Genomic DNA, 23,970 nt, shown 5'->3' on the forward strand with positions numbered 1-23,970 from the left:
ACAATTAATCGAACCAATTATAATATAGGTAGATTAGAAAGGGCGTGTCTAAAGATGGCAAGATATACAGAAGAATTTAAAAATACAATTATAGAATTATATAAATCAGGAAAATCATTAGCAGTATTACACAGCGAGTATGGCATACCAAAATCAACAATATCTACATGGATAAAAGATAACTCTCCAGTATCTTCAAACTCAGATGATGAGATGACATTGAAAGAATTGAGATCTCTTAAAAGAGAATTATCTCAAATCAAAGAAGAGAATGAAATATTAAAAAAGGCTATGGCCATACTTGCAAAGAAGTAGAATCTATTGTTAACCTGATTGATGAATTAAAAGAAGAACATAAAGTTGCATTATTGTGTAAAGTGTTAGGTATTCCAAGAAGTACGTACTATTCTTTTAGGTACAAAAAACCTAGTAAAACAGCCATTGAAAGAGAAATTTTAAAACAAGAAATCCAATCTATTTATGATGCTAGTAACGGTATTTATGGTGCACCAAAAATTCATAAAATATTATCTAAAAAATTTGATGTAAGTATAAAAAGAGTACAGAGAATTATGAGTGAATTAGGATTAAAATCAGTGATAATAAAAAAGTTTAAACACCATACTACCAAAGTAAAAATAGAAGATAAGGATAATGTTTTAAATCAAGATTTTACAACAGATACAATAAATGAAAAATGGGTTGGAGATATTACCTACATACACACAATAAAGGATGGCTGGTGCTATTTAGCGTCAGTCATGGATTTACATACAAAGAAGATAGTAGGCTATGCCTTTGATAAGAATATGACAACTGATTTGATAATAAGAGCTTTAGATAATGCAGTTATAGTTCAAAATCGCGATGAGGGCCTTATATTTCATTCTGATTTAGGATCGCAATATACCAGTTTTGATTTCAGTAACTATACATCAAAAAATAAAATGATTCAGTCCTTTAGTAAAAAAGGATGTCCTTATGATAATGCCTGTATAGAGTCTTTCCATGCCATTTTAAAGAAAGAAGAAGTTTATAGGGTTAAGTATTTTGATTTTGAGTATGCAAAACTAAGGTTATTTGAATATATAGAAGGTTGGTACAATAGAAAAAGAATTCATGGGAGTATTGGTTTTATATCGCCGGATGAATGCGAAAAAATAGCTAGAGCAAGTTAAAAATTCAATTATTTGTGTCTAAAATATTGACATAGATCCAGATCCATTTGCCGTAGGATTCCTTCAGATTCCACCGTCAAGTTGTTGCACATGCCGGGCACATATAAAAAAGCAGCAGCCTTGATTATTCAAAGCCGCTGCAATATTAAATAGAGCTAGATTTAATCTTCTTTACCAACTTCATAAATAATATAATTACAATTCATTTATCATTTCTGTTACAGATATGTTTCGAATTCGTTTTGATGGAGCATAAACTGCTGCAATAGCTGCAATAAAAACAAATAGAATTATAATTAATAAAGGTATAATAGGCAGACTCCAAGTAGCGTAGTTAAAATGAGATGTAATAAGATTGTCATATAACAATTTACTAATCAATAGACCAACTATACAACCAACAGCACAGCCAGATAAAGCATAGGTAAATGCTTCAGAAGCTATCATCTTTGTTATTTGATGTTCGTCCATACCGATAGCACGCATTGCTCCATACTGATTTATTCTTGCAGACACACTCATAGAAATACTATTCATAATATTTAATACCGTAACTAAAGCAATAATTGCTAAAAATCCGTATACAAAGAATAAAAATGCCGTATATGTGCTAGTAGTCTGCTGGTCACGTTGGTCACTAAATTTATACTCTCCACCAACTACATTATGAATTGCTTCTACATTCTTATCCGTCACATTTTTTGTAGTTTGTATCATAACAAGTGAATAATCATTTACACCAGTCAGATTCCTAAAGGTTTCTCCAGAAGTAATGATAGTTATTTTTCCATTTGTATTGCCATCACTGCTGAATGGGTCAAATTTTAATAAACCTGCAATTTCAAGTTCCTTACTGCCTACTCTTAGTTTATCACCAATTTCTAATGTACTTTCTTTATCCCCTGTTGCAAGTACATATTTGCTGTCACCATATACCTTTGAAATATCGCTACCTTTTTTAAGCTGCTTATCCTTCGTAATGCAATCTAAATCAAATTCATCATAGGATATAATATCAATCGTATTTGACGACGTATTAGCTTTGTTTAATTCTGCTGGAACATCAAGATAGTTCCTACGACCAAAAACATGTTCTACACCTTCCATGTTACTAATCTTATAAAGTAGTTCACTGTTTATGGAATTTGAATTACTTAGAATGTTGATTTCAGAAACATTGGATAGCTGAGGCATAAGACAACCAACGAATTCTATTAAAACAGAAAAACTCAAAAAAAGTATAATACTAAGTGCAAACGAGCTTGTCATAAGTATTAAATTTTTCTTTGCCGATACTGCATGATGAATACCAAGTGCAATTTCAATTTTTGAAAAACGTGTATTCACACCATAAGTCATATTTTTTGTATTTTGTGAATTACCTGATACTGCTGTTATAGAAGATACTTTAGCAGCTCGTTTAGCCGGAACGCTCGCAGCAATGACAACCGTAACAGCACCAACAACAATTCCACTAATAATACCAATTAAGCTGATTCCAAAAACGGGCATATCAGAGTATTCTTCTACGACGACAAAGCGTAATGTAGCACATAACCCCCATGTGATTATAATTCCAAGTATAACACCTATAGGAACTGCAGTTTTACACCAGTTAAGAGATTCCAGTCTTACAAAACGGATAATTTGTTGTCTACTCATTCCAATACATCTCATCATTCCGAAGAACTTTGTCCTTTGATCAACAATACTGTTTATACTGCTTGAAATCATCAGTACTCCTGAAATAAGTATCAGAACAAACAATACTATAGCAGTAGAATATAGTGTACGTGCCGTTTGACTGCTGCTTAATCCTTGAAGTGCCATACTACCATGCTTATTCAGTAATTTTATTTTCTCCATTCTAACGCCCATGTCTGCCATACTAAACACAGCTGTTACCAAAAATACAGCAAAGATGATACATAGAAGCGTCATACGATTGTGACGTCTGTGTACTTTTGCAGAAATCGGAATTAGGCTAAGATAGCTTTTCATTCTTAGCACCTCCCAAAATCAGTCAGTACCCCGTCTGAAACTTGCAGTATTCTGTCCGCTGTCTGAGCAATACTTCGGCTATGTGTAATCAGAATAATGGTCTGTTCATACTTTTTTGCAGCCTCTTTTAGTAATGCAATTACTTCGCTACTGTTTTGCGTATCCAAATTACCAGTTGGCTCGTCGGCAAGTATAATCGATGGTCGTGTAATCAGAGCACGCCCTATTGCTACACGCTGCTGTTGCCCACCAGATAATTGACTTGGTAAATGGTTGCGACGTTCTTTCAAATTAAGTACTGCAAGTAATTCTTCCAGATATTTTTTGTCTGGTTTCTGGTAATCAAGTAATACAGGAAATATAATATTTTGTTCAACTGTTAGTTCTGGAATTAAATTAAAACTCTGAAAAATAAATCCAATATTCCTACGACGAAATATTGTTAAGCTACTATCTTTCATTTCGAAAATATCATTTCCATCAATAAATACCTTTCCAGAAGTAGGAGTATCAAGTCCACCTACCATATTCAAAAGTGTACTTTTACCAGATCCTGACTCTCCGATGACTGCCACAAACTCGCCTTTTGGGACGGAAATTTTGGCGTCTTTTAATGCATGTACGGCAGCCTCACCACTGCCATATGTTTTAGAAATTGATTTAACTTCTAATAAATTCATAGTCTAAACACCTCTTTCTGTATTGATATAAAAAGTTTATCATGTCAATCTTACTGTAAAATTACACTAATCCTACAATTGTGTAGGAATTAAAAAATTGATTGTAAATGTTGTACCAATACCTAATTCGCTGTCAACTTCTATTGTTGCGCTATGTGCTTCTATAATAAGCTTTGCAAGGGGCAAGCCAAGTCCAATACCTTGTGTATCTTTAGAAAAACGGCTGCGATAAAATCTTTTAAAAATATGATGTAAATCCTCTATATGAATACCACTTCCGTTATCTTTTATAATAATTTGAATAATAGAAGCGAATTGTTTCCATTCTATACATATAGTATTACCTTCTTTAGTATGGTCAAAAGCGTTTTTAACAATGTTGCTAATTGCTTCAATTAGCCAATTACGGTCACATAATAAAGTAATAGTATCATCTCCAGAAAAATATAGTTTCTTTCCCTCCTGCTCGTTACGATAGGTAAAGTGTCTTTCAATATAGCCTATCATTTCAGATACACTTTCTATAGATTTTTCTATTACGATTGTTCCTGCATCAAATTTTGTAATTTTTAAGAGGTTTTGTACAAGTATTTCTATTCTATCAAGTTCCTGCTCTGAAAGATAAGTAAATTCCTTTATTACCGGTAAATCATTTACTTCTTCCTGCATAATACCGTTATATATGTTAAGATTCGTAAGTGGGGTTTTCAATTGGTGCGAAATATCAGATATGGTATCTTTTAAGAATTTTTTTGATTTCTCTTTGTTTTTAGCGTTGGCGCTCAAAATAGAAACTAAGGAATTTACTTCATGAAATAGTCTATACAGCTCGCCCTCATCATTACATTCAATACGTGAATTTTGATTTCCAGAAATATATTCCCTAATTTGTGTTGTGGCATTCTCCATAATTTTATTTTGTTCCTTAAAGTACCAATACCCAATTGCCAATATAAAGATATCCATACACAAAGAAGATAAAAGTATATATAATGCTGCGTTTTCTAATTTAAAGCCTATGAAAGCAACTGAAATAAGGGTAAACACTATTATGAATAGCAGTACTAAGTAAAAAAGTAATTTAGTTTTTCTGTTTACTAATATTTTCATATTGTACCTCAATTTATAGTCTTCCATTTATATCCCATACCTCGGACCGTCACTATGTTTCGTGGTTCACCTGGCTTATCTTCAATTTTTGTACGCAGTCTACGTATATATACAGTAAGGGTATTGCTATCTATATAATTTTCGTTGCAATCCCATAGCTTTCCTAAAATTTGTTCTGGCGAAAGAACATTATTTAGATTTTCCATAAAAAGGCATAATAATTTATACTCGCTTGCTGTTAAATCAAGTTGTTCTCCTTTTTTATAGACTTCTCTTTTTAGTAATTGTACTTTTATATCATTAGAGTTTAATTCAGTATCTAATTGATTAAAATTATCGGTTCTACGAAGCAACGCATTTATTCTTGATAGAAACACTGCCAACTTGAAAGGCTTTGTAATATAATCATCGCCTCCGATATCAAGTCCCATTATAATATCAGTTTCCTCATCAGCAGCAGTAAGAAACATAATCGGTACCTTTGATATTTTACGAATTTTTTTACATAAATCGTATCCTGAGCCGTCGGGAAGTGATACATCTAAAATTACTAAATCATATTTTCCATTTATCCATAATGTTTCCGCTTCAATACTTGTACGGGCAATATCTATCTCATATCCTTGCTTTTTGATAGCAAAAGATAAACCATTGATTAAATTTAAATCATCTTCAACAAAGAAAATACGTTTCATTTGCTTTCACCGTCCTTTATTTTTTGCCAGTATACCATAATTTCAACAGGCTTCTCCGCGACCTTTGATATCGGTTGCATACGGCTAAACTTCACCACATCCGGTATACGATTTTGTGTCATAGATTTTATACCCGTCTTTCAAAAATCTATACGATATTATTATATACAGTCAACCCAGTAAGTACAATAAGCAAACTGTGAGTACTATGATATATCAACCTCTAAAATCATGGTATTTTTATAAAGCAAACCACTATGATAATGTAGTGTTTTACTTTATATAAATGTCTTTGGATTTATTTCCATAAAAGAATATAATATAAATATAGAATGCTGTTGGAGGAAATAAAATGGACTATATGACAACAAAACAAGCCTCCAAAATTTGAAATATTTCTCAAAGACGCGAAAAAGCCTGTTGACGGGCGAAGAAAGGAGTTTCGAAATGAATAGTGTTTTGATTATAGACGATGATAAAGAGCTTTGTACTCTTATGAAAAAATGTGTAGAGAAAGAGAATTTATCTGCTATTATTGCACATGGTGGTATGGAGGGGATTCGTTTGGTTGATGAAAATAAAAGTAGTGGCTCTCTTTCTCTCGTAATTTTGGATATAATGATGCCGGATATAAATGGTTTTCAAGTTCTTAAAATAATTAGAGAAACAAGCAATATCCCTGTGCTTATGCTTACTGCTAAAAGCGACGAGGACGATAAAGTTTCCGGACTACGCTTAGGTGCTGACGATTATCTAACAAAGCCGTTCAGTATTAGCGAGCTTATGGCTCGTGTAAATTCTCTGATTCGCCGTTATACTACTTTAAACCCTACTTTTGCAACGGAAACAGATTGCATAGAATTACAAGGTATGGTGATTGATAAAGCAAACCGCATTGTTTCTGTCAATGATATTTTAGTTGAACTCACAGGTAAAGAATTTGATTTACTTTCATTTTTGGCTTCAAATAAAGGACGGGTGTTTACCAAAAAACATATTTACACGCAAGTGTGGGAAGATGAATATGCTTTTGACGATAGCAATATTATGTCTTTTATCAGTAAACTTAGAAAAAAGATTGAGCCGGATTCCGACCATCCATCTTATATTTTGACAGTTAGAGGTGTCGGCTATCGTTTTAATAAGGAGGCTTGATAAAATATGAATGTTTATCTGATTTTTGCATTAGTTATTACCCTGCTTATCATAGTATACCTTGTTTCTGTCTTATGGCGTGTCCAAACGCAACTTACCCTTATAAAAGATGCTTTAGAAGATATAAAAAACGGAAATCTTAATCGACGTGTTTTAGCAAGAGAAAGCGATATGACAAGGAAAATTTGTTATGATATAAATGAAATTGCAATTAACAACCAAGCACGATTTATTCAGCAAAAACAATCAGATCAAGCATACAAAAGGTTAATGACAAGTCTTTCCCACGATGTAAAAACTCCGCTTGCTTCTTTGGTTGGTTATTTAGAAGCAATCCAAAGTAAAATTGTTGTAGGTGAAGAAAAGGACGAATATATCAAGGTCGCATTTGATAAAGCCCAACACTTAAAATATTTCGTAGAAAATCTGTTTGACTGGGTAAAATTAAACTCGGGGGAACAGGCTTTTCGTTTCGAGCTTTTGGATTTAAACGAGTTATCTCGTAATATTGTAGCTGATTGGGTTCCTATTTTAGAGAAAAATCATTTTGAATATGAGTTTGATATTCCTACAACAGAGTATCCAATACGCATAGATGCAAACGCATATACCCGTATTCTCAATAATCTACTACAAAATATCATTACCCACAGTGAGGGCAATAATATGGCACTGCGTATTTTTGAAAATGGACAGCAAGTCAAAATTGCAATATCAGACAATGGGAAAGGAATATCCCCTGATAATCTTCCACACATTTTTGAAAGACTGTACAAATGTGACAATTCACGAGGTGCAAAAGGAAGTGGCTTAGGTTTGGCTATTGCCAAGGAACTTGTAAGCGTTCACAAGGGAACTATAACTACCGATAGCACTCTCGGTTTCGGAACAACATTTACGATTTTATTTCCGAAAGCCCTGTGACAGCACAGGGCTTTCTTACTGTAAAACAAGATAAAAACAAGATTTCAACAAGGTTATGGCAAGGTTAATGTATTATAATTTAATTGTGATTATTTCTACCGCCATATCGGTTATCACATTGCCAAAGCAAAGGTATTAAAAGTGAGGAGATTTTATATGAATGATTTTATAATTGAAACGAAACAACTGACAAAGAATTATGGAGAGCAGACAGCAGTTAATTCAGTCAACCTACATGTAAAAAAAGGTGGGATTTATGGATTGTTAGGACGCAACGGAGCAGGAAAAACCACTCTTATGAAAATGATTTTAGGGTTGACTCCAATCACTTCTGGCGAAGTGGATGTATTCGGACAGAATATCAAAGGTCGAGAAAAACGAGTATATCCCCGTATCGGTGCTATGATTGAAACACCGGGTTTTTATCCAAACTTAACAGGAACGGAAAACTTAGAGATTTTTGCGAAACTGCGTGGCACATCTGCTCCCAATGCAGTTGAAAATGCATTGAAAGTAGTGGGATTACCTTATAAAGACAAAAAGTTGTTCGGTAAGTATTCGCTCGGAATGAAGCAACGTCTTGGGATTGCTAACGCTATTATGCACGACCCCGAACTACTGATTTTAGACGAACCTACAAACGGTCTTGACCCTATTGGCATTGCAGAAATAAGAGATTTTATCAAACATTTGAGTGTTGAACGAGGAAAGACAATTCTTATTTCCAGTCATATTCTTTCGGAAATCTCATTATTGGCTGATGATATTGGAGTTATTGACCACGGTGTTCTTTTAGACGAAAGTAGCATGGACGAACTGGAAAAGAAAAACCGCAGCTATATCATGCTTAAAGTTTCAGATGTTCCAAAAGCTTCACTGATTTTAGAACGAGAATTCAACTTGAAAGATTATTCTGTTCAAAATGATCAAACCCTACGACTTTATGACACTACTGTGGATATAGGTAAAATCAATAAATCCCTTGTAATGCAGAATATAACTGTTATTAGTTCGGTGCTTTGTCATGATACCTTAGAGGACTACTTCAAAAAAATTACAGGAGGTGAAGGCATTGCTTAACCTTATTCAAACAGAATTTCTTAAACTACGCCGCAATAAGCTTATTTGGCTCATGTTGTTAACCGCTCTCATTATGCCGTTTTTCGCACTATTATATTTTAATTATTTTGGGGATAAAGGTGTTGACCCGAGAGAGTTTTATAAAATGTCTGCACTCAGTTTTACTATTTTCATTATCTTACCTGTTATTTTGGGAATATTTTGTACAATGCTTATGCACGAAGAAAATCAGTATGATATGTTAAAACAACTTTGGATTGTTCCTATCAGTAAAATAGGATACTTTTTTAGTAAATTTTTTGTGGTTTTGGTTTACTCCATTTGTTTCATGCTAATTACATTCGTAGCTTCCGTTATGTTTAGTGTGCTTTCGGGATATGTTGTATTTGAATGGGGAAGCGTATTTTATTTGCTGAAAAAATGTTTAGAGAGTGGTGTTATTACTGCTTTTGTAATGTTGCCGATTTTGGCAATAGCCGCATCGCAAAAGGGATACATTCTCCCGATTTGTATTACATTGGTTTATGCATTTTTATTTTTTATAATAGGAGGAATAGATATGTATATACACCCCTTATCCAGTATGTTAGTTATAATCAATCGAAACAACGATATTCCGGGCATTGTTTGGCCACAAGGAATTAACGTTCCGTTAGCGTTTCTTTCTATTTGCGTTTGGGATATTATTGCAGTATTCCTTGCAAATATCGCATTGAAAAGAAGTGAGGTGTGAAGAATGCGAAATTTACTTTGGGCTGAACTCCAAAAGATTCGCCGTTCAAATATTGTTTGGATTGCAGTTTTTGCAACAGTTATGGTAGCTGTTAGTGTTTTTATGCAGGGATGGTTTACGTATAATGGTTCACGGGATATAGACAGTGCAGGATGGTATATGACTATGGCTCAGCCTTTGGCAACAATTTTTGTTCTTCCCGCAGTCATTTCTCTTTTGGGAAGTTATATGATTTGTCGTGAAGAAGATGAGGATACTATAAAATCTTTGCTACTTATTCCCGTAAATGAAGCAAAACTAATCTTTGTAAAAATGATTATTACTTTTTTATTCAGTATTTTCATTTATTTGCTGCTCTTTGCAATAGCATTTTTGACTGAGGCAATATTACATCTTTCCGATTTATCAGCAGGAATGGTTTTAGATTTTCTGAGAATATATTTTCTTAAAGGTGTTGGAATATTCCTTGTTATCTCGCCCATTATTGCCTTGGTATCATATATGAAAAAAGGCTATTGGATTGCATTAGTATTAACTGAAATGTACTCTTTTGCGGGAATATTCATGAGTATGTCAAATACTCTAAAAACATTCTATCCGATTACGGCAGTATTTGGGGTTTCCGGTTACTATGAAGCTACTGCCCAAAATCGGATAGGAAGTATTATAATCTTGTTACTATGTGGTTGCCTTTCTGTTTTTATACTCAAAGGTTTCAAATATAGTGAAAAAAATTAGCCATACGCTTAGACGTATGGCAAAAAACAATGACATAAAGGTAAATATTTATGAAAAAAAAATTGTATACAACCCTTTGAAACTCCCACTTGCCATAACATTTACCCCTTAAACCTTCTATGCTTTATATATTCTACAAAACAAAATAAATCCATTTTTATTTTCCCGCAAGCGTGATAAATTAAAGCTTAATCAAAAACAATAATGTCACGTTTACGTGACATTTAGATGTTTTAAATAAATCAAATTCTTCTGATGAAATACTTTCTTAAAAGCTACGAACACGTGCGAGCGGATAATATACGAAGTAGACTTGATATAAAATATGATGTTTGCGAAGTATTTTAGTAGTGAGTAGTGTGAGTGAGTTGAGGATTAGTCAGAGGGGCCTGGCCAAAGGCCAATCTTTTAGATAACCAATAAGACTAAATAGAAAATATAGATTATAATTTAACATAAAAATTTATATACAAAATGGTTTTGAGTTAGAGATTGTAACGAAAAGCTCGTTGGCGAAGCCAAACTCTCAAAGTATCAATGTTAGGTATAGCAACTATAATAGCTATAGCATCAACGAATTAAATTATATAAGAAAATTATTATTAAATACAAAAGTATATCACATCCAAACTCTAAATCTAATCAAAAAACTTATAAATAACCAATGCACCAGGTCTTTAGTCTGGCCTCACAGTTTATAGCGCTTCCCAGCTATTATCTGTGAGGTCAGACTAGACCCCAAAGCTTTTGACCCCAGCACATAAATAAAGATAGTTGAGGTAGGAGCGCTCTTTGCTACTTCGTCAACTATCAACCTTTCTATCTTTTAAAACTCTAAACATATTAACATCCTTAATTTTTTCTAAAAAATATTCTACAAAAATAATACTCAACTATCTTTTAGGACTTAACACACACCACTTGATGTATTCAACGTAGCCGAAACTTTAATATCACTTCAAAAACACGACAAAATATCAGTAATGAAACAAGATAACACAGAATTAGCTTTATAAAAAAATAAAGGAGGAATAAAAAATGGAAAACTTAGAAACTAAACTTTTAATGACATTCTCAACAGACTTTGTAAAAAAGGTCAGCTTATTTGTAACAGATCCAAGACAAGATTTAACAGAAGCAGAAATAAAAGCTGCAATGGATATAATAGTTCAAAAGAATATATTTGCACCAGGCGGAGAAGATTTAAAAACTCCAATAGAAGCAAAACTAGTTCAAACAGAAACTACAGAATATGACCTTGCAGTTGCATAACACATGGAACACTTAAGAAATGTCCCTCTAAGCGCCGGAGGGGCTTTCTTAGCATATTTATAGATTAATAGGAGAATAAGTCAATGGAACTAGATTTAATGCAACTGGTGGCAAATTTAGGCTTTCCCGCAATAGTTACAATGTATCTATTGGTACGTATCGAAGGGAAACTAGACGGCCTAAGTTCAAGTATCAACTCTTTAAGCTCAAATATTAATGAATTAAATAATAAAAAGTAAAAAGCCGCCTACCCATAATTGGATAAGCGGCTTTTTATTTAAAAAACTAGAACTCACTGAAAAACCATAATACCTTTTTAAGTCAACCTTTGTCAATCAAAAATTCGCTTCGCTCATGTCGCCAACGATATATCTTTGCTATCGCTTCAGATGCATCCGTTGCTCAAAATTTAAGCACTTTTCTTTTGTTTATTTATAATAGATCTTATATAACTTTCAGACATATTGTATTTAGTAGCTAATTCTTTATGGTTAAAACCATTGTACTCAGCCATAATTTCTCTGTCACGAACCCCTTTATATATCATCTTTTCTGTAGGAAAATACACAGATGTCCCTCCAAATTCTTCAAATAGCATCTTAGCTCTATCAAGACCTATCTTCTCAGCTATATTTTCAAATTGTGGAGGTAAGTCACTTAGTTTTAATTTCATATAAAACACCTCCTATACTCATTTGAACCACCTAATGGTCAAATCACTTTATATTTGGTATTCTACAAAACAACGTAAATCCCTACTAAAAACATTACTTTTATGTACTATCTCAAAAATTATTACTATAAAAGAAACTATCTACAACTTTTCTAATTCATTAATTATTAATTCATGATTAATTTTTGATGCTCCAAATTCAATGATTTCATAATTACCTAATTTATTAATATAAAATGGGTCTTCTTTTATGATTTCACTAACTTCTTCTTTCTTAGCATTACATAAAATTATTCCACCATCTCTAGGATTCTTTCTTCCTGAACATATAAATTTACTATTAGCATAATATTTATTTAAAAATTCTATATGCTCATTTAATTTTTGTTCAATTTCCTTTAATTCAACTGTATAAGTTATGTTTACTATTACCATATCTACATCCCCTTTAATAAGATACTTTTAATACAATCAATCTAGTTCTTTTTGATATTAATGTCAACTATATATCTCGGCCTACCTCAAAAATTTAAAATATAGCTTTATACATTAATAAAATTAAAAAAGGGCGAACTTAACAAAACTAAGTCTACCCTATCTTTATGTATATATTACAAGCATTGAAAACACTAGTTTTTTTATAACTAACCCCTAAATATCAATTTAAGTGATAGTTACATATTATATAATTTCTATTGCCCAAACACCTTATTGAATAAGTTATGCTTAAAGTTTTTGAATTTTGATAAATCGTGATTCTTAGAATAGACTCCTATTATCATTAAGCCAATACCGGACCCGAAAAGTAACCCCATTAAAAAATCAGGCACTGAGCTAAAGTTATTTAGAAAAAAATAACTTGAGTTAAGTAATAGTCCTAGAGAAATATAAACATTATGATTTTTCATCATTTTCACCCCTTATATATTTAATAAACTCAAATCTATTTTAACATGTAAATTAAAAAAGCTTTAAAATCGGACTAAAATGAGTTTGAGTTAAGTAGTAAATTTTATATTTTTGAAACTTTCCAAAATATAAAATTACATTAAGTAATAAGCCTGTGCAATTACCCAAACACAAATTAATATAACTGAAAAAAAGTATCTTTTAATTCTAATACTCATCCTAGATCACCCTTTCTTGTATTGTTAACTTACTAATACTTATATTTTACTACTCATAATACATAACGAGTCCCTAAAGTGAAATTTAGTAAATAGTTAGAGTTACAAATTTAATCTAATTTTATCAGCTAATTGTAATGATTTTAGGATAGTTATAACTATTCATGCAATTGTCTTTCTTTTTCTAGCTTTTTTTTCTTGTTAAAAATTTGATATAATCCAAAAATTAATAGTCCCCCGATAATTAATTGTACTATTATGAAAATATTAATTGCGATTTCTATATTCAATACTTTGATAGTATTTTTATTTATCACTAATAGATTTACAAAAGATAAAACTGTACATGGTATAAATATTGCCATTAATATTGAAATACGATCTAAGTGTTTAATTACAGAATCAATATCTGAAAACAAATTAAAATCTCCTAATTCAGCTTTTTTTCTAAAATAAATCCAACTACCTAAGTTTGCAATCTTTTGTGCTCCAGTTTCTTCAACAAGTTCTATATATTCTTGTCTATCGTTATCTTTTAAAGCTGTATCTAACATTTCAATCCTATATAGATATTCATTTTGAGAATCTTTTTTAAAAGTATATTTAAATAATGAAACATTTTCTAATTGCCAACCTTGTTTTGACATATCATTTAACCATTGTTCTTCTTTCTCTAAATGCCAAGACCAAAACCATTTATAAACTATCTTTTTCACTTGTTATCCCCTTTTTATTTTAGTTATTTTTGTACCGTTTTTTACCAATTCTTTTAATCGTATTATCTCGTTATCAACTATTGTTTTACCTAAAGTAGTTATAAGATATTCTTTTTTTCTTTTGTTTTTCTCCCCAGGTAAGCTATCTATCCAATTCTTTTCTAACAGTGTATTTAGTGCTCCATACAATGTTCCTGGAGCAAGTTTTACTCTTTTATCAGATAACTCTTCTACATTTTGCATAATACCATAGCCATGTAGAGGTTCGTATAGAGAAAGAAGTATATAATATACTGCTTCTGTAAGTGCAATTTGTTCTTTACTCAATAAAAACCCTCCTTTGTTTTTTATATCGCCTTCCGATATAAATAGTATATCGGAAGGCGATATAAATAGTATATCGGAAGGCGATATATCTGTCAACGTTATAAAAGTATAAATTTTCATAAAACTAAAAGTTAATAGTAAATTCTGTACTTATTAAAGAATTAAATATTTACTAATTGTTCTAAAAAAATTAAAATGATTCTAAAGTATTAAGTAAACTTATAAAAATATCTAGAATTATATGTGTATTATTTGTTGTTTTATTTTTAGTAGCAACCTTAACTAATTCAAACGAAAACATCGGTTACAAAAGATGGTACTATTGGTCTCATGAAGGGGTGGAAATTAGTAAAGAGTTAAGTCTCATAATAAAAGATAAGGATATAAATGATATAGATAGCTATAAAACAGATATAGATAAATTAATTGAATCAAAAGATATTTTATTTTTAAGACTTTATTCAAATGAAGAAAAGGCTAATAATTTTTCTAATAAATCATCAGATAAAGTTTTTGAATATGGAAAGTGGAGAGAAGGTAAAGAGTATATTGGTGGTATATACTCAACTGATAAAAATAATAAGAATCAAACTATTTATTTTATATACCGAATTCCTGAAAACAAAATCTTTGAAATATATCCTTTAATACATAATACTATTATGTATGCTACACCTTTAGTAATGATAGGATATGCAGTTATTGAAATTATAAATAAAAAACGAAATTTAAATAAGTAAATACCTCTAGTAAAAATGCCCTTAGAATCCATTTATTTGGATTCTAAGGGCATAAACTTTATTGTAAATAAATAACTAGTTCCTAAACTGCAATTTAACAACTAGTTATTTATAGATTTAGTAATTCCTTTGAAATTTTTTCAAATCTTTCATCACTTACTCCAAGTTTTTTCTTAAAGATTTCATCATCCATTCTTACAACAATTACCTTATCAGGAGATATTTCTTTAATAACATCTTTTATCTTTTTAACTGATTTATTATCATCGTTATATCCTTTAACAATAGTGATTTCAAATATAAATTTACCTTTATATTGTTTGTTAAAGTAAGCCATGTTTGAAATATATTCTTCCAGAGTATAACCTTCAATTGGTCGTTGAACTTTTTGGAAATGTTCCTCTGTAATTACTTTTATTTCTCCAATAACTTCATCGCATTTATTAGCAATTTTTATATATTCATTTTTAGATAATAAGTACCCATTAGAAAGTAGTCTTACAGATAGTCCTTTAGACTTTATAAAATCTATGATCTCTTCGATTTTATCATGTACTAGAGCCTCTCCTTTTGAATTAATAAATATTAACTCTGGTTTTGTATCTTCTATCTTTTTTTCTAGTTCAATTAATGAGCTCTCTACTTCATCAAATGATTTTTGAGTATCTATCTTATATTTTGACCTTCCTATAGGACAAAATATACAATCAAAATTACAATATTTCTCTGGTAGTATATTAATTTCTAGCACCGTTTTTCCATCTTCAATATAAATGTCTTTATAACTAAAATTACTCATAAATCATACTCCTTAAAATTATTTTATTAATAACTCTTTATTGTTAATATCAAGTATTGATATGCTGCATGTTCCACCTAGATTTTCTTGTACTAAATTAGATAAATCTTTCAAAGCATTCTCAAACGCTTCTACTCTTTTTTCATCAACTAATTCAATACATAAAAAAGCATTTTTTGTATCTTCAGTTAACATTGTTCTTACTGATTCACGCCAATTCCAACATCTACAAATAGCTCCATCATCATCTTTATATACTATTTCACCCTCATATGGTGGCTCACTTTTATCAGTTCCTAAAGTAATAAAACTTTCATCCCCAACTGCTTTAGTCAATTTTATGTCTCCAACAAATGTATCAATATCTTCACCACCACATGGTAGTGCATATCTTAATGATATAGAATTATAAATATCAACTAAAGGATTAATTGTTCCTAAATTTTTTCCGCTAGAAACTCGCTTTAATAATGCTTCAATTGATGATCTTGCACCTTTTTTTGTTTTAAATTTTTTAAATGCATCTCTCCATACTTTTATAACTTCATTACTGCTAAATTCCTCATTTTGTAAGTGTTTTGAAACTTCCTTTTCTGAATTAGAAATCATATTTTCATATCTGTCTTTATTTTTTATAGAGTTGTCTATATCGTAACAAGTAACAATACCAATTTTCGAATTTGGGAATATTTCCCAAAAATCATCTTCAATAATAAATTTTTTCATTAAAACATACCTCCTAAAAATATAAATAAAAAAAGCCTAGAAATATTATACATATCTCCCAGGCTTTTATCCTTCCGTGTTCACAGTAAACTGCGCGTTTTCTCTCGGACCAGCTAGTTACAAACTACGGAACCCTAGAAAACTTATCATAATTAAATTATAATTTACAAGTTTTAATAATAACTAATTTTATCATAGCATTAAAATTAAATCAAACAGAATGTTATATATATCCTATTTCTCTAATACCTTTTTCTATTCTAGTTTTTACTATTGGCCTAACTGTGTTTTTCTCGAAATTTTTGATCATCTGATTTTAAATATTATATTTAATAATAAAATTAATGACATAATCAGTATATTTATACCAATAAAGTTTACTTAGTAATATCATCAAAATTGAGAAAATCTTGATATTTGATTGTTATGCTTAATTTATGAGAAAAGGAGATGATTAAAATGAATTATAAACATATCTTACAGCTAAAAGGAATAAGTAAAAAATTTAAGAAAGCTACAGCTATAGACAATATTGATTTACATATACGCAAAAATACAATCTATTGTCTGCTTGGTCCAAATGGTGCTGGAAAATCAACTACACTAAAAATAATTACCGGTTTATTAAGACCAAGCAGTGGATTTATTGAGTTTAATGGACATCCATGGACTAGAAAAGATTTAAATTATACTGGTTCTTTAATTGAAAATGCTCCTTTATATGGAAATCTAACATCAAAAGAGAATCTAGATGTATTAACGACAATGTTAGGGATTCCTAAAACTAGAATAGACGAGGTTTTAGAAATCGTCGGGTTACAGGATACTGGTTCAAAACAAGTAAAAAATTTTTCAATGGGAATGAAACAACGACTGGGTATAGCTCAAGCGATATTAAACAATCCGGATTTACTTATTTTAGATGAACCTACAAATGGACTTGATCCACTGGCAATTCAGGAATTAAGAGAGCTGATACTTAACTTTCCTAAAAATGGGGTTACGGTATTGCTTTCTAGCCATATGCTTTCAGAAGTAGAGCATTTAGCAGATTATATAGGCATAATTAGTAATGGTACTTTAGTATATGAAGGAGCGTATAACAACGTTGATGATCTAGAAAAGTTATTCACAGAAGTGGTTAAAGAAAACAAATTAAATTAAGTAATTAGGAGGATCAAATGTTTAATTATATTAAATCTGAAGTAATAAAAACTAAGAGAATAAGTATAAGAAAGTTAACTGTATTTATTCCACTAATAAGTATTTTTTTAGCAGTCACGTTTAATTGTCTTGGAGGTAAAGAAACTTTTCAATATGCTATCTCAACAACTGTAAACCATTGGGGTTTAATATGGTTAGCAGTTTTTATTTCATTGTCAGCTGGTTTGCTAGATAAACTCGAAAAAAAATCCACTAAGTATATAACAATTTTAGGATTGCCGATTAATCTAAAACTAAAGGAATACAGCCGTATCGCCCTAGTTCTTTATTTGAGTTTTATTGCATCTTTGGTGCTTATAGTATTGGTGCTGTTTGCTAAATTTACATTTCTTGTTCCACAGAATATTTCATCCGTAGACATTATAATTGCTATCTTTTTAACTTTACTTACATCAATTTGGCAAATTCCATTTTGCTTATGGCTTTCAAGGAAGACTAATGTTTATGCAGCTTTTTTAGTTAATAGCATGTTGGCATTGAATATTGGGTCAATTTTTGCACCTACATCTCAGATGTACTATGTCCCTTGGGCATGGACTTTAAGGGTTCAAACTCCTTTCACACATCTTCACCCAAATGGACTTCCACTATCTAATAACAGTGTCTTAATAAATTCTAGTCCAGTATTTTTTATTTTATTTATTTTGAGTATCCTTTTATTTTTGCTTCTAAGTTTTTTTGATGCTTATTCATTTTCGAAACTCGAGGTGAAGTAAATTGAATAATTATTTAAGGAGTGTTTTTGCAGAATTTAAAAAGAGAAAACGTAGTCTATTTTTACTATTACATGTATTAATTCCCATTTTATTTTCAGTTGTTTTAAGTAGTTATGTATTTTTGAGAAAGGATACTCAACTAATAAATGATCGAAGTATTTTTGTTACTTTTTTTGAATTACTATCGATTGGTGCGCCACTTATTATAGTTATTATATGTGGATTATCAGCTGAATCAGAAAAAGAAGCAGGAAATTTTCAAAATATGTTAGTTAGAACTGAGACTAAGGTAATAACTTTTTTAAGTCAGTTAACTATGTTGATATTTTGTTTTTTATTCTCAACTTTTTTTAGTATAATAATATATGTAGTAGCATTGAAATACTTAATAGGTATTAATATCGTTGATCTTGGATTTTACCTAACTATGGGAGTAGTCTTTACAATTAGTTGTAGCTTTCAATATGGATTAAGTATGTTAATTTCCTATCGTTTTGGGATGGGACTAAATAGTGTAATAGGTCTTGCAGGGTTAATTATAGCTGCCCTATCTCCAACCATGTTAGTTGATAAAGTATGGCCATTTTTACCATGGTCTTGGCCAATTCGAATACCTATGTATTTTTTTTGGAATAAAGTAGGGATACAGTCCAATGGCTATTTTGCTTATTCAGAATATAATACTGCGATAACTGGTTTCTGTGTTTTAATTATTTCATCGATTAGTATAGTAATAATTGATTTAATTTGGTTCCAAAACTGGTATGGAAAAAGTACAAATGAGTAAATTAAAACGGGGGTGATTATAGTGGCTAAAATTCTAGTAGTAGATGATGAATTGGCGATTTTAAGGCTTATAAAAAAAGCTTTGGAATTAAATAATCATGAAGTTATAGCTCTTCCCTCAGTTTCGTCTATAAATATAGAAGAAATGAACTCCTTTAATTTGATTATTTTAGATGTAATGATGCCTGATGAAAATGGCTTTGAAATATGTAAAAGAATTAGACATTTAGTTGATAGTCCAATTATTTTTATGACTGCCAAAAGTGACGAAAACTCCATTGTCCATGGACTGTCAGTTGGAGGTGATGACTATATTTTAAAGCCTTTTAGTATTCATGAATTAAATGCCCGTGTTGAGGCACACCTAAGAAGGGAGAGCCGTCCTAAAAGAAATAGTACAAAGATCATCATAGATGGAGATATTTTTATTGATCTAGAGGCAAAAAAAATAACTGCTCGTGGTACTAATCTGATACTTACTAAAAAACAATATAGTATCTGTGAGTTATTGCTTTTAAATAAAGGAAAAGTTTTTTCAAAGGATTATATATATGACAAAGTATATTCCATGGATAGTGATTCACAAATTTCTACAGTTACTGAACATATTAGCGCTATTAGAAAAAAATTTTCAAAGTTTAATTTATCTCCTATTAATACAATTTGGGGTGTGGGATATATATGGGAATGAAGAGGAAAACTTTATCATTTTTATTTTTTAAATTGATGTTACAAATAGCTGTAGTTGGAGTAATCATTGCTATTATTTATATTAATATTACAATATTAGGATTAAAAAATGGTTTTTTAGTACCAGCAAATGAGCCTATACAGAGGTCAGATGAAGTTTCAGCACTAGTTGAAAAATCAACAACAATTAATTCTAAACAAATTCCTAAAAGTTTGGATTATGCAATATATAATAAGAATACTCATAAATTAGTAGAATCTAATTTAAAGAAAACTCTTTTGTCAAAAGCAAATAACGAAATTACAAGAAAAGCAAATTCAAATTCATTTTTAAAGTATCAAAGTAAAGAAGAAATATTACTCATTTACTTTAATTTAAAGGTTCATTTTGCTGATATAGATTTAAGAAAAATAATATATAATCCAGGAATATGGATAACTATTTTAATGTTATTAATATATATCTTTTTTATTATATTTAATATCAGAAGATTTAATAAAGTTATTGTTAGAGAAAATCAAAAACTGATTGAAGTTGCGAATCAAATTAAATCAAAGGATCTAAACTTGGTTACCCCAAGTGTTGACTTTTTAGAGTATGCCGTTGTAATGGAGGCAATGGAAAGTTTGGCATCTGCTTTAAACCAATCTATCAAAAATGAAATTGAAAGTAATCAATCTAAAGAAGAACAAATTAGTTATTTAGTTCATGACATTAAAATTCCATTGACAGTGATTAAAGGAAATATTGAACTAATGCAATTAGAGAAAACAACTATTGAATTAGAATGCTTTCAGGATGTAACGACTGCAATTAAACAGATTGAATACTATGTTTCAGAAGTAATTAATATAAACTTAAATAAAAAAGAAATGATTTTAATTAAAGAACCATTAACAATTCAAGATTTTTTAATTAAACTAAATGAGAATATTGTCAAAAGTACTAATGCTAAGCAAGTAATTATTAATAATAATATTAATAATAAAGATATTATTGTTATCGATATCAGATTAGTTATTAGAGCTTTAACTAATATTTTATTTAATGGATTAGAACGTACTCCAAGTGGTGGGCAAGTAATCATTCAGTTAAATCAAGGAAAAGAAAATTATGAATTCATTATTACTGATCAAGGAAATGGTTTTAATGAAGAATCTTTAAAAAATGGATTTAAGCTATTTTATACAGAAAATCATAGTAGATCAAGCGCTTATAAAACACATTATGGTTTAGGATTAACTTTTGCTGAAAAAGTGATTCGGCTACATAATGGTGAAATTAATTTATATAATACCGAAGCACATCATGGTAAAGTTGTTATAAAAATTCCCAAGTAGAATGGATTGATTACAAATATAATCATAGGAAATATGCTATTTCATAAAACTTTAAAATTATTTCTTTTGTGTGCTCAAGCACATAAAAGAAATAATTAGATATTCTACAAATATTATTTTTTTATTCTCTTTAGTTTCTAGTAATTGATAATTAGTATTTTATCTGAATCGTCAGAATTAATTTCTAAAGAATCACTATTTTCATCAAGAATCATTTCATTGAAGTTAGGATTATATCTTTCAAAAAGTTGCTTACTTCTATAATTCTTTACTCCCGCATCTTCCCATATTATAGTTATGTATTGTCTATCTTTATCAAATACGACACGTACTGGAACATGTTTATCAAGTATAATTTTATTATTTAATTTTGAGATAACTTTTATACCTACATCAAATTCGCTACATTCAAAATCATGAATTTCATGAAATGATTTTAATGAATCTAAACTATCTGATAATGTCTGTCCTTTTAATTTTCCCATGATGAATCCTCCTAATATAGTTTAATCTTTTATTTATCACAATCTAATAAATCCTATTTAATTGCATCTTTATTTCATATACTTCGAAAAATCAATGATAGGAGCTAATATCTTATGTTCTTCTTTGACAGGTTTTTCATTAGCTCTTCTCTTTTCTAATCTTTCTATAAATGCAATTTTAGCTTTGTCCATCATTGTAGCATCTACAACAACTCTTTGTAAACTCTGCTTGTCCAAATAAGTATGAACTCCATCCATAAAAACCTCCTAAGTACAGTATCTAAAATCTAAAAGCGAAACAGGACTAAAGTCCCCCAATACTAAGAGGACGTTTCATTAAACTTTTTTAGCTTTAATTTCTTTTATAATTTGAGATACTCTTCCCTTTGTTAATCCTAATTCTTTAACTATTTGTACTTGCTTATATCCTTTTTCAGATAGCTCTTTTACTGCATTAATCTTATCTAATCTATCTTGCTCTCTTTTAGTTAATCCATTTTCAATTCTTCTTTGTGGTCTATAAAATGTATTTTGAGATACATAAGTATTTATATTGCTTATAATTTCATCACTTCTTTGTAGTAAATCATCTTTTTTATAGTGCCATTGGCTATAATTAGGATTTTTACTTGCAATAGTTATATATCCTTCACTGTCTTTATGTAAATTTGTTAAATGTTTCCTTGATTCATCTATGTTAATTTCATCATTTTCCTTTAATTTAAATGCTTGCATTAAAAAAACTCCCCCTATTTCCGATAATACACCCAAAAAAGATAAGAGAAGTTATTTATATATATTGTCAGTTCTTTAGCCATGTGATAAAATAGCTATATAAAACAAAACTATATAAAAACTCTCTATTAAGATTCTCTTATCTTTTTAGGGTTCTTGTTAAAAGCTAGGATTTCTGTTTGCCGACGTGGTCCTAGCTTTTTTATTATCCGATTATTATAGGTAAATTGTAACATAAAATTACTTTTTAGTACATATAAAGCAACACAGACCTACGTGTATCAACACGTTTAGTTCAATATAAGTCTTAAAATATTATCAATAGGAGCAAGCACAAAATTAAAGCAACGATCGATGATACAAAAACACAAATAATTTTTTCTGAAGATTCTTTCTTTCTTCTTTTATCTTCATCCATATGAGGTATTTCTTTGTTTTCCATGTATGCTAAAATTTCTTGGAAAGTCTTTAAATTATTAGATTTTTTTAATTTTTCAACTTTAGATCCATACCACATTGATATAGCCCAGAAGATACCAAACGGGATAAAAAAATACCAGCCAATATATTTTGCAAGTGGAGTCGTTAGAAGTGTTAAAAATAGAAATCCTAACATTTTACAGGTTGCTTTATCCATTTCCTTGTTTACTAATTCATTTTTCATATTCACTACATCTCCTTTGACTAATTCATCTAATGAAATTTTAAAATAATCACTAAGCAACAATAAATTTTGTAAGTCTGGGTAACTTTTACCATTTTCCCAATTAGATATTGTTGGTCTGGATACATGAATTATATCTGCAAGATCTTCTTGAGATAAATTAAATTTTTTCCGATAATTTTTAAGTTGCTTACTAATATTCATAAAATTCCCCTTTCTATAAATCAATCATATTCAGTTTGAGATGATAGTTCTATTCAAACTCTTTTACATTAAGCTATTTTATATGAATAAATTTCTTTACATAGTTTAATTATAAGAGAATTATTAGAATTAATCTAAAAAACTTTAGTAAATATATTTTACAAGCGTAGTGATAGAGCTGATTTTGAGGACATTTAATAAAAGATACTGTTCTTTAAAAATATATTTAAATATCTTTAGTAAAAAAACTTTAAAATGCATAAAAAGCCTATAAGGTAAAATTTAGAAACTTATTTTTAATATTGCATAAACATTACTTTCATGATATTATTTTCAATAACTAAATAATACGATGCTTATTCTTATCCCCGGGTAAGAATATTAAGAAGCACTGAATCTTATTCCACTAGGGCCTTTTTTAAAGGAGGGATGAGATTCAGTGCTTTTATGT

At 30.0% G+C, this 23,970-nt stretch carries 28 protein-coding genes and 1 riboswitch; of the genes, 14 read left to right on the plus strand and 14 right to left on the minus strand.

What is annotated here, in order from left to right:
* Positions 1-54: 54 nt before the first annotated feature.
* A protein-coding gene (locus tag QOZ84_RS11810) for an IS3 family transposase (protein ID WP_284133166.1) occupies positions 55-1,178 on the plus strand; the annotation gives its coding sequence in 2 pieces (ribosomal slippage) (positions 55-289 and positions 289-1,178; 1,125 coding nt in all).
* A gap of 195 nt (positions 1,179-1,373) precedes the next feature.
* On the opposite strand, the gene QOZ84_RS11815 is transcribed toward QOZ84_RS11810, so the two are convergent.
* From QOZ84_RS11815 to QOZ84_RS11830, 4 genes are all read right to left on the minus strand, one after another.
* The gene (locus QOZ84_RS11815; RefSeq protein ID WP_284133167.1) at positions 1,374-3,179 is read right to left on the minus strand and encodes an ABC transporter permease; all 1,806 of its coding nucleotides are present in this window, start codon (positions 3,177-3,179) and stop codon (positions 1,374-1,376) included.
* Between the two features lie 2 nt (positions 3,180-3,181).
* Complete coding sequence (locus QOZ84_RS11820) at positions 3,182-3,859, minus strand: ABC transporter ATP-binding protein (RefSeq protein ID WP_284133168.1); 678 nt, start codon at positions 3,857-3,859, stop codon at positions 3,182-3,184.
* Between the two features lie 72 nt (positions 3,860-3,931).
* Entirely contained in the window at positions 3,932-4,969 is a 1,038-nt protein-coding gene (locus QOZ84_RS11825; RefSeq protein ID WP_284133169.1) for a sensor histidine kinase, read from the minus strand.
* 8 nt (positions 4,970-4,977) lie between these two features.
* The gene (locus QOZ84_RS11830; protein ID WP_284133170.1) at positions 4,978-5,664 is read right to left on the minus strand and encodes a response regulator transcription factor; all 687 of its coding nucleotides are present in this window, start codon (positions 5,662-5,664) and stop codon (positions 4,978-4,980) included.
* A gap of 447 nt (positions 5,665-6,111) precedes the next feature.
* Between QOZ84_RS11830 and QOZ84_RS11835 the strand changes: the two genes are divergently transcribed.
* The 7 genes from QOZ84_RS11835 (at position 6,112) to QOZ84_RS11865 (ending at position 11,805) form a co-directional block, all read left to right on the plus strand.
* On the plus strand, positions 6,112-6,819 hold the full coding sequence (locus tag QOZ84_RS11835) for a response regulator transcription factor (RefSeq protein WP_284133171.1): 708 nt from the start codon (positions 6,112-6,114) through the stop codon (positions 6,817-6,819).
* Positions 6,820-6,825: 6 nt separating this feature from the next.
* On the plus strand, positions 6,826-7,743 hold the full coding sequence (locus QOZ84_RS11840) for a sensor histidine kinase (protein ID WP_284133172.1): 918 nt from the start codon (positions 6,826-6,828) through the stop codon (positions 7,741-7,743).
* Between the two features lie 156 nt (positions 7,744-7,899).
* Positions 7,900-8,823, plus strand: coding sequence for an ABC transporter ATP-binding protein (locus QOZ84_RS11845; protein ID WP_284133173.1), 924 nt, complete (start codon positions 7,900-7,902; stop codon positions 8,821-8,823).
* Positions 8,807-9,556, plus strand: a complete 750-nt coding sequence (locus QOZ84_RS11850; RefSeq protein ID WP_334305503.1) for an ABC transporter permease — start codon at positions 8,807-8,809, stop codon at positions 9,554-9,556. Before QOZ84_RS11845 ends, QOZ84_RS11850 begins: the two co-directional genes overlap by 17 nt.
* A gap of 3 nt (positions 9,557-9,559) precedes the next feature.
* Positions 9,560-10,294 (plus strand): ABC transporter permease, encoded by a 735-nt coding sequence (locus tag QOZ84_RS11855; protein WP_284133175.1) that lies wholly within the window; start codon positions 9,560-9,562, stop codon positions 10,292-10,294.
* A gap of 1,038 nt (positions 10,295-11,332) precedes the next feature.
* The gene (locus tag QOZ84_RS11860; protein WP_284133176.1) at positions 11,333-11,566 is read left to right on the plus strand and encodes a DUF2922 domain-containing protein; all 234 of its coding nucleotides are present in this window, start codon (positions 11,333-11,335) and stop codon (positions 11,564-11,566) included.
* 83 nt (positions 11,567-11,649) lie between these two features.
* A complete protein-coding gene (locus QOZ84_RS11865) occupies positions 11,650-11,805 on the plus strand; it encodes a YvrJ family protein (RefSeq protein ID WP_069203140.1) in 156 nt (51 codons plus the stop codon).
* Between the two features lie 170 nt (positions 11,806-11,975).
* Here QOZ84_RS11865 and QOZ84_RS11870 read toward each other — a convergent pair whose 3' ends face one another.
* The 4 genes from QOZ84_RS11870 to QOZ84_RS11885 form a co-directional block, all read right to left on the minus strand.
* A complete protein-coding gene (locus QOZ84_RS11870) occupies positions 11,976-12,239 on the minus strand; it encodes a Mor transcription activator family protein (protein WP_284133177.1) in 264 nt (87 codons plus the stop codon).
* Positions 12,240-12,380: 141 nt separating this feature from the next.
* Positions 12,381-12,674, minus strand: coding sequence for a YciI family protein (locus tag QOZ84_RS11875; protein ID WP_284133178.1), 294 nt, complete (start codon positions 12,672-12,674; stop codon positions 12,381-12,383).
* Between the two features lie 850 nt (positions 12,675-13,524).
* Positions 13,525-14,082 carry a DUF2812 domain-containing protein gene (locus QOZ84_RS11880; protein WP_284133179.1) on the minus strand — a complete coding sequence of 186 codons (558 nt, stop codon included), beginning with the start codon at positions 14,080-14,082 and terminating at the stop codon, positions 13,525-13,527.
* 3 nt (positions 14,083-14,085) lie between these two features.
* The gene (locus tag QOZ84_RS11885; protein WP_284133180.1) at positions 14,086-14,409 is read right to left on the minus strand and encodes a PadR family transcriptional regulator; all 324 of its coding nucleotides are present in this window, start codon (positions 14,407-14,409) and stop codon (positions 14,086-14,088) included.
* Between the two features lie 338 nt (positions 14,410-14,747).
* Here QOZ84_RS11885 and QOZ84_RS11890 point away from each other — a divergent pair, with 338 nt between their 5' ends.
* A complete protein-coding gene (locus QOZ84_RS11890; RefSeq protein ID WP_284133181.1) occupies positions 14,748-15,149 on the plus strand; it encodes a hypothetical protein in 402 nt (133 codons plus the stop codon).
* A gap of 109 nt (positions 15,150-15,258) precedes the next feature.
* Here the strand turns inward: QOZ84_RS11890 and QOZ84_RS11895 are convergent, their stop codons facing one another.
* Positions 15,259-15,948, minus strand: coding sequence for a radical SAM protein (locus tag QOZ84_RS11895; protein ID WP_284133182.1), 690 nt, complete (start codon positions 15,946-15,948; stop codon positions 15,259-15,261).
* An 18-nt stretch (positions 15,949-15,966) separates the two neighbouring features.
* Complete coding sequence (locus QOZ84_RS11900; protein ID WP_284133183.1) at positions 15,967-16,674, minus strand: B3/B4 domain-containing protein; 708 nt, start codon at positions 16,672-16,674, stop codon at positions 15,967-15,969.
* 53 nt (positions 16,675-16,727) lie between these two features.
* A riboswitch (guanidine-I (ykkC/yxkD leader) is annotated at positions 16,728-16,823 on the minus strand.
* A gap of 310 nt (positions 16,824-17,133) precedes the next feature.
* On the opposite strand from QOZ84_RS11900, the gene QOZ84_RS11905 reads away from it, so the two are divergent.
* Genes QOZ84_RS11905 through QOZ84_RS11925 form a run of 5 tightly spaced genes read left to right on the plus strand, consistent with a single transcriptional unit; the run spans position 17,134 to position 21,431 of the window.
* Positions 17,134-17,838, plus strand: a complete 705-nt coding sequence (locus tag QOZ84_RS11905; RefSeq protein ID WP_284133184.1) for a lantibiotic protection ABC transporter ATP-binding protein — start codon at positions 17,134-17,136, stop codon at positions 17,836-17,838.
* 17 nt (positions 17,839-17,855) lie between these two features.
* Positions 17,856-18,614, plus strand: a complete 759-nt coding sequence (locus tag QOZ84_RS11910; RefSeq protein ID WP_284133185.1) for a lantibiotic immunity ABC transporter MutE/EpiE family permease subunit — start codon at positions 17,856-17,858, stop codon at positions 18,612-18,614.
* A gap of 1 nt (position 18,615) precedes the next feature.
* Positions 18,616-19,401, plus strand: a complete 786-nt coding sequence (locus QOZ84_RS11915; protein ID WP_284133186.1) for a lantibiotic immunity ABC transporter MutG family permease subunit — start codon at positions 18,616-18,618, stop codon at positions 19,399-19,401.
* 21 nt (positions 19,402-19,422) lie between these two features.
* Positions 19,423-20,091 (plus strand): response regulator transcription factor, encoded by a 669-nt coding sequence (locus QOZ84_RS11920; protein ID WP_284133187.1) that lies wholly within the window; start codon positions 19,423-19,425, stop codon positions 20,089-20,091.
* Positions 20,082-21,431, plus strand: coding sequence for a sensor histidine kinase (locus QOZ84_RS11925; RefSeq protein WP_284133188.1), 1,350 nt, complete (start codon positions 20,082-20,084; stop codon positions 21,429-21,431). Before QOZ84_RS11920 ends, QOZ84_RS11925 begins: the two co-directional genes overlap by 10 nt.
* A gap of 137 nt (positions 21,432-21,568) precedes the next feature.
* Here the strand turns inward: QOZ84_RS11925 and QOZ84_RS11930 are convergent, their stop codons facing one another.
* The 4 genes from QOZ84_RS11930 to QOZ84_RS11945 all read right to left on the minus strand — a co-directional run bounded on the left by QOZ84_RS11930 (position 21,569) and on the right by QOZ84_RS11945 (position 23,519).
* Entirely contained in the window at positions 21,569-21,916 is a 348-nt protein-coding gene (locus QOZ84_RS11930) for a hypothetical protein (RefSeq protein WP_284133189.1), read from the minus strand.
* Between the two features lie 69 nt (positions 21,917-21,985).
* Complete coding sequence (locus QOZ84_RS11935) at positions 21,986-22,174, minus strand: hypothetical protein (protein WP_284133190.1); 189 nt, start codon at positions 22,172-22,174, stop codon at positions 21,986-21,988.
* A gap of 78 nt (positions 22,175-22,252) precedes the next feature.
* A complete protein-coding gene (locus QOZ84_RS11940; RefSeq protein WP_284133191.1) occupies positions 22,253-22,651 on the minus strand; it encodes a hypothetical protein in 399 nt (132 codons plus the stop codon).
* 307 nt (positions 22,652-22,958) lie between these two features.
* Entirely contained in the window at positions 22,959-23,519 is a 561-nt protein-coding gene (locus QOZ84_RS11945) for a helix-turn-helix domain-containing protein (protein WP_284133192.1), read from the minus strand.
* Between the last annotated feature and the right edge of the window lie 451 nt (positions 23,520-23,970).

The sequence above is a fragment of the Romboutsia sedimentorum genome (assembly GCF_030131845.1).
Lineage (GTDB): Bacteria > Bacillota > Clostridia > Peptostreptococcales > Peptostreptococcaceae > Romboutsia_D > Romboutsia_D sedimentorum.

Excerpts from the sequence above, each read along its gene's own strand:
- QOZ84_RS11860 (WP_284133176.1), top strand. The coding sequence starts at position 11,333 with ATGGAAAACTTAGAAACTAAACTTTTAATGACATTCTCAACAGACTTT.
- QOZ84_RS11845 (WP_284133173.1), top strand. The coding sequence starts at position 7,900 with ATGAATGATTTTATAATTGAAACGAAACAACTGACAAAGAATTATGGA.
- QOZ84_RS11925 (WP_284133188.1), top strand. The coding sequence starts at position 20,082 with ATGGGAATGAAGAGGAAAACTTTATCATTTTTATTTTTTAAATTGATG.
- QOZ84_RS11910 (WP_284133185.1), top strand. The coding sequence starts at position 17,856 with ATGTTTAATTATATTAAATCTGAAGTAATAAAAACTAAGAGAATAAGT.
- QOZ84_RS11870 (WP_284133177.1), bottom strand. The coding sequence starts at position 12,239 with ATGAAATTAAAACTAAGTGACTTACCTCCACAATTTGAAAATATAGCT.
- QOZ84_RS11855 (WP_284133175.1), top strand. The coding sequence starts at position 9,560 with ATGCGAAATTTACTTTGGGCTGAACTCCAAAAGATTCGCCGTTCAAAT.
- QOZ84_RS11865 (WP_069203140.1), top strand. The coding sequence starts at position 11,650 with ATGGAACTAGATTTAATGCAACTGGTGGCAAATTTAGGCTTTCCCGCA.
- QOZ84_RS11930 (WP_284133189.1), bottom strand. The coding sequence starts at position 21,916 with ATGGGAAAATTAAAAGGACAGACATTATCAGATAGTTTAGATTCATTA.
- QOZ84_RS11895 (WP_284133182.1), bottom strand. The coding sequence starts at position 15,948 with ATGAGTAATTTTAGTTATAAAGACATTTATATTGAAGATGGAAAAACG.
- QOZ84_RS11830 (WP_284133170.1), bottom strand. The coding sequence starts at position 5,664 with ATGAAACGTATTTTCTTTGTTGAAGATGATTTAAATTTAATCAATGGT.
- QOZ84_RS11825 (WP_284133169.1), bottom strand. The coding sequence starts at position 4,969 with ATGAAAATATTAGTAAACAGAAAAACTAAATTACTTTTTTACTTAGTA.
- QOZ84_RS11840 (WP_284133172.1), top strand. The coding sequence starts at position 6,826 with ATGAATGTTTATCTGATTTTTGCATTAGTTATTACCCTGCTTATCATA.
- QOZ84_RS11935 (WP_284133190.1), bottom strand. The coding sequence starts at position 22,174 with ATGGATGGAGTTCATACTTATTTGGACAAGCAGAGTTTACAAAGAGTT.
- QOZ84_RS11835 (WP_284133171.1), top strand. The coding sequence starts at position 6,112 with ATGAATAGTGTTTTGATTATAGACGATGATAAAGAGCTTTGTACTCTT.
- QOZ84_RS11815 (WP_284133167.1), bottom strand. The coding sequence starts at position 3,179 with ATGAAAAGCTATCTTAGCCTAATTCCGATTTCTGCAAAAGTACACAGA.
- QOZ84_RS11940 (WP_284133191.1), bottom strand. The coding sequence starts at position 22,651 with ATGCAAGCATTTAAATTAAAGGAAAATGATGAAATTAACATAGATGAA.
- QOZ84_RS11900 (WP_284133183.1), bottom strand. The coding sequence starts at position 16,674 with ATGAAAAAATTTATTATTGAAGATGATTTTTGGGAAATATTCCCAAAT.
- QOZ84_RS11945 (WP_284133192.1), bottom strand. The coding sequence starts at position 23,519 with ATGAATATTAGTAAGCAACTTAAAAATTATCGGAAAAAATTTAATTTA.
- QOZ84_RS11875 (WP_284133178.1), bottom strand. The coding sequence starts at position 12,674 with ATGGTAATAGTAAACATAACTTATACAGTTGAATTAAAGGAAATTGAA.
- QOZ84_RS11905 (WP_284133184.1), top strand. The coding sequence starts at position 17,134 with ATGAATTATAAACATATCTTACAGCTAAAAGGAATAAGTAAAAAATTT.
- QOZ84_RS11820 (WP_284133168.1), bottom strand. The coding sequence starts at position 3,859 with ATGAATTTATTAGAAGTTAAATCAATTTCTAAAACATATGGCAGTGGT.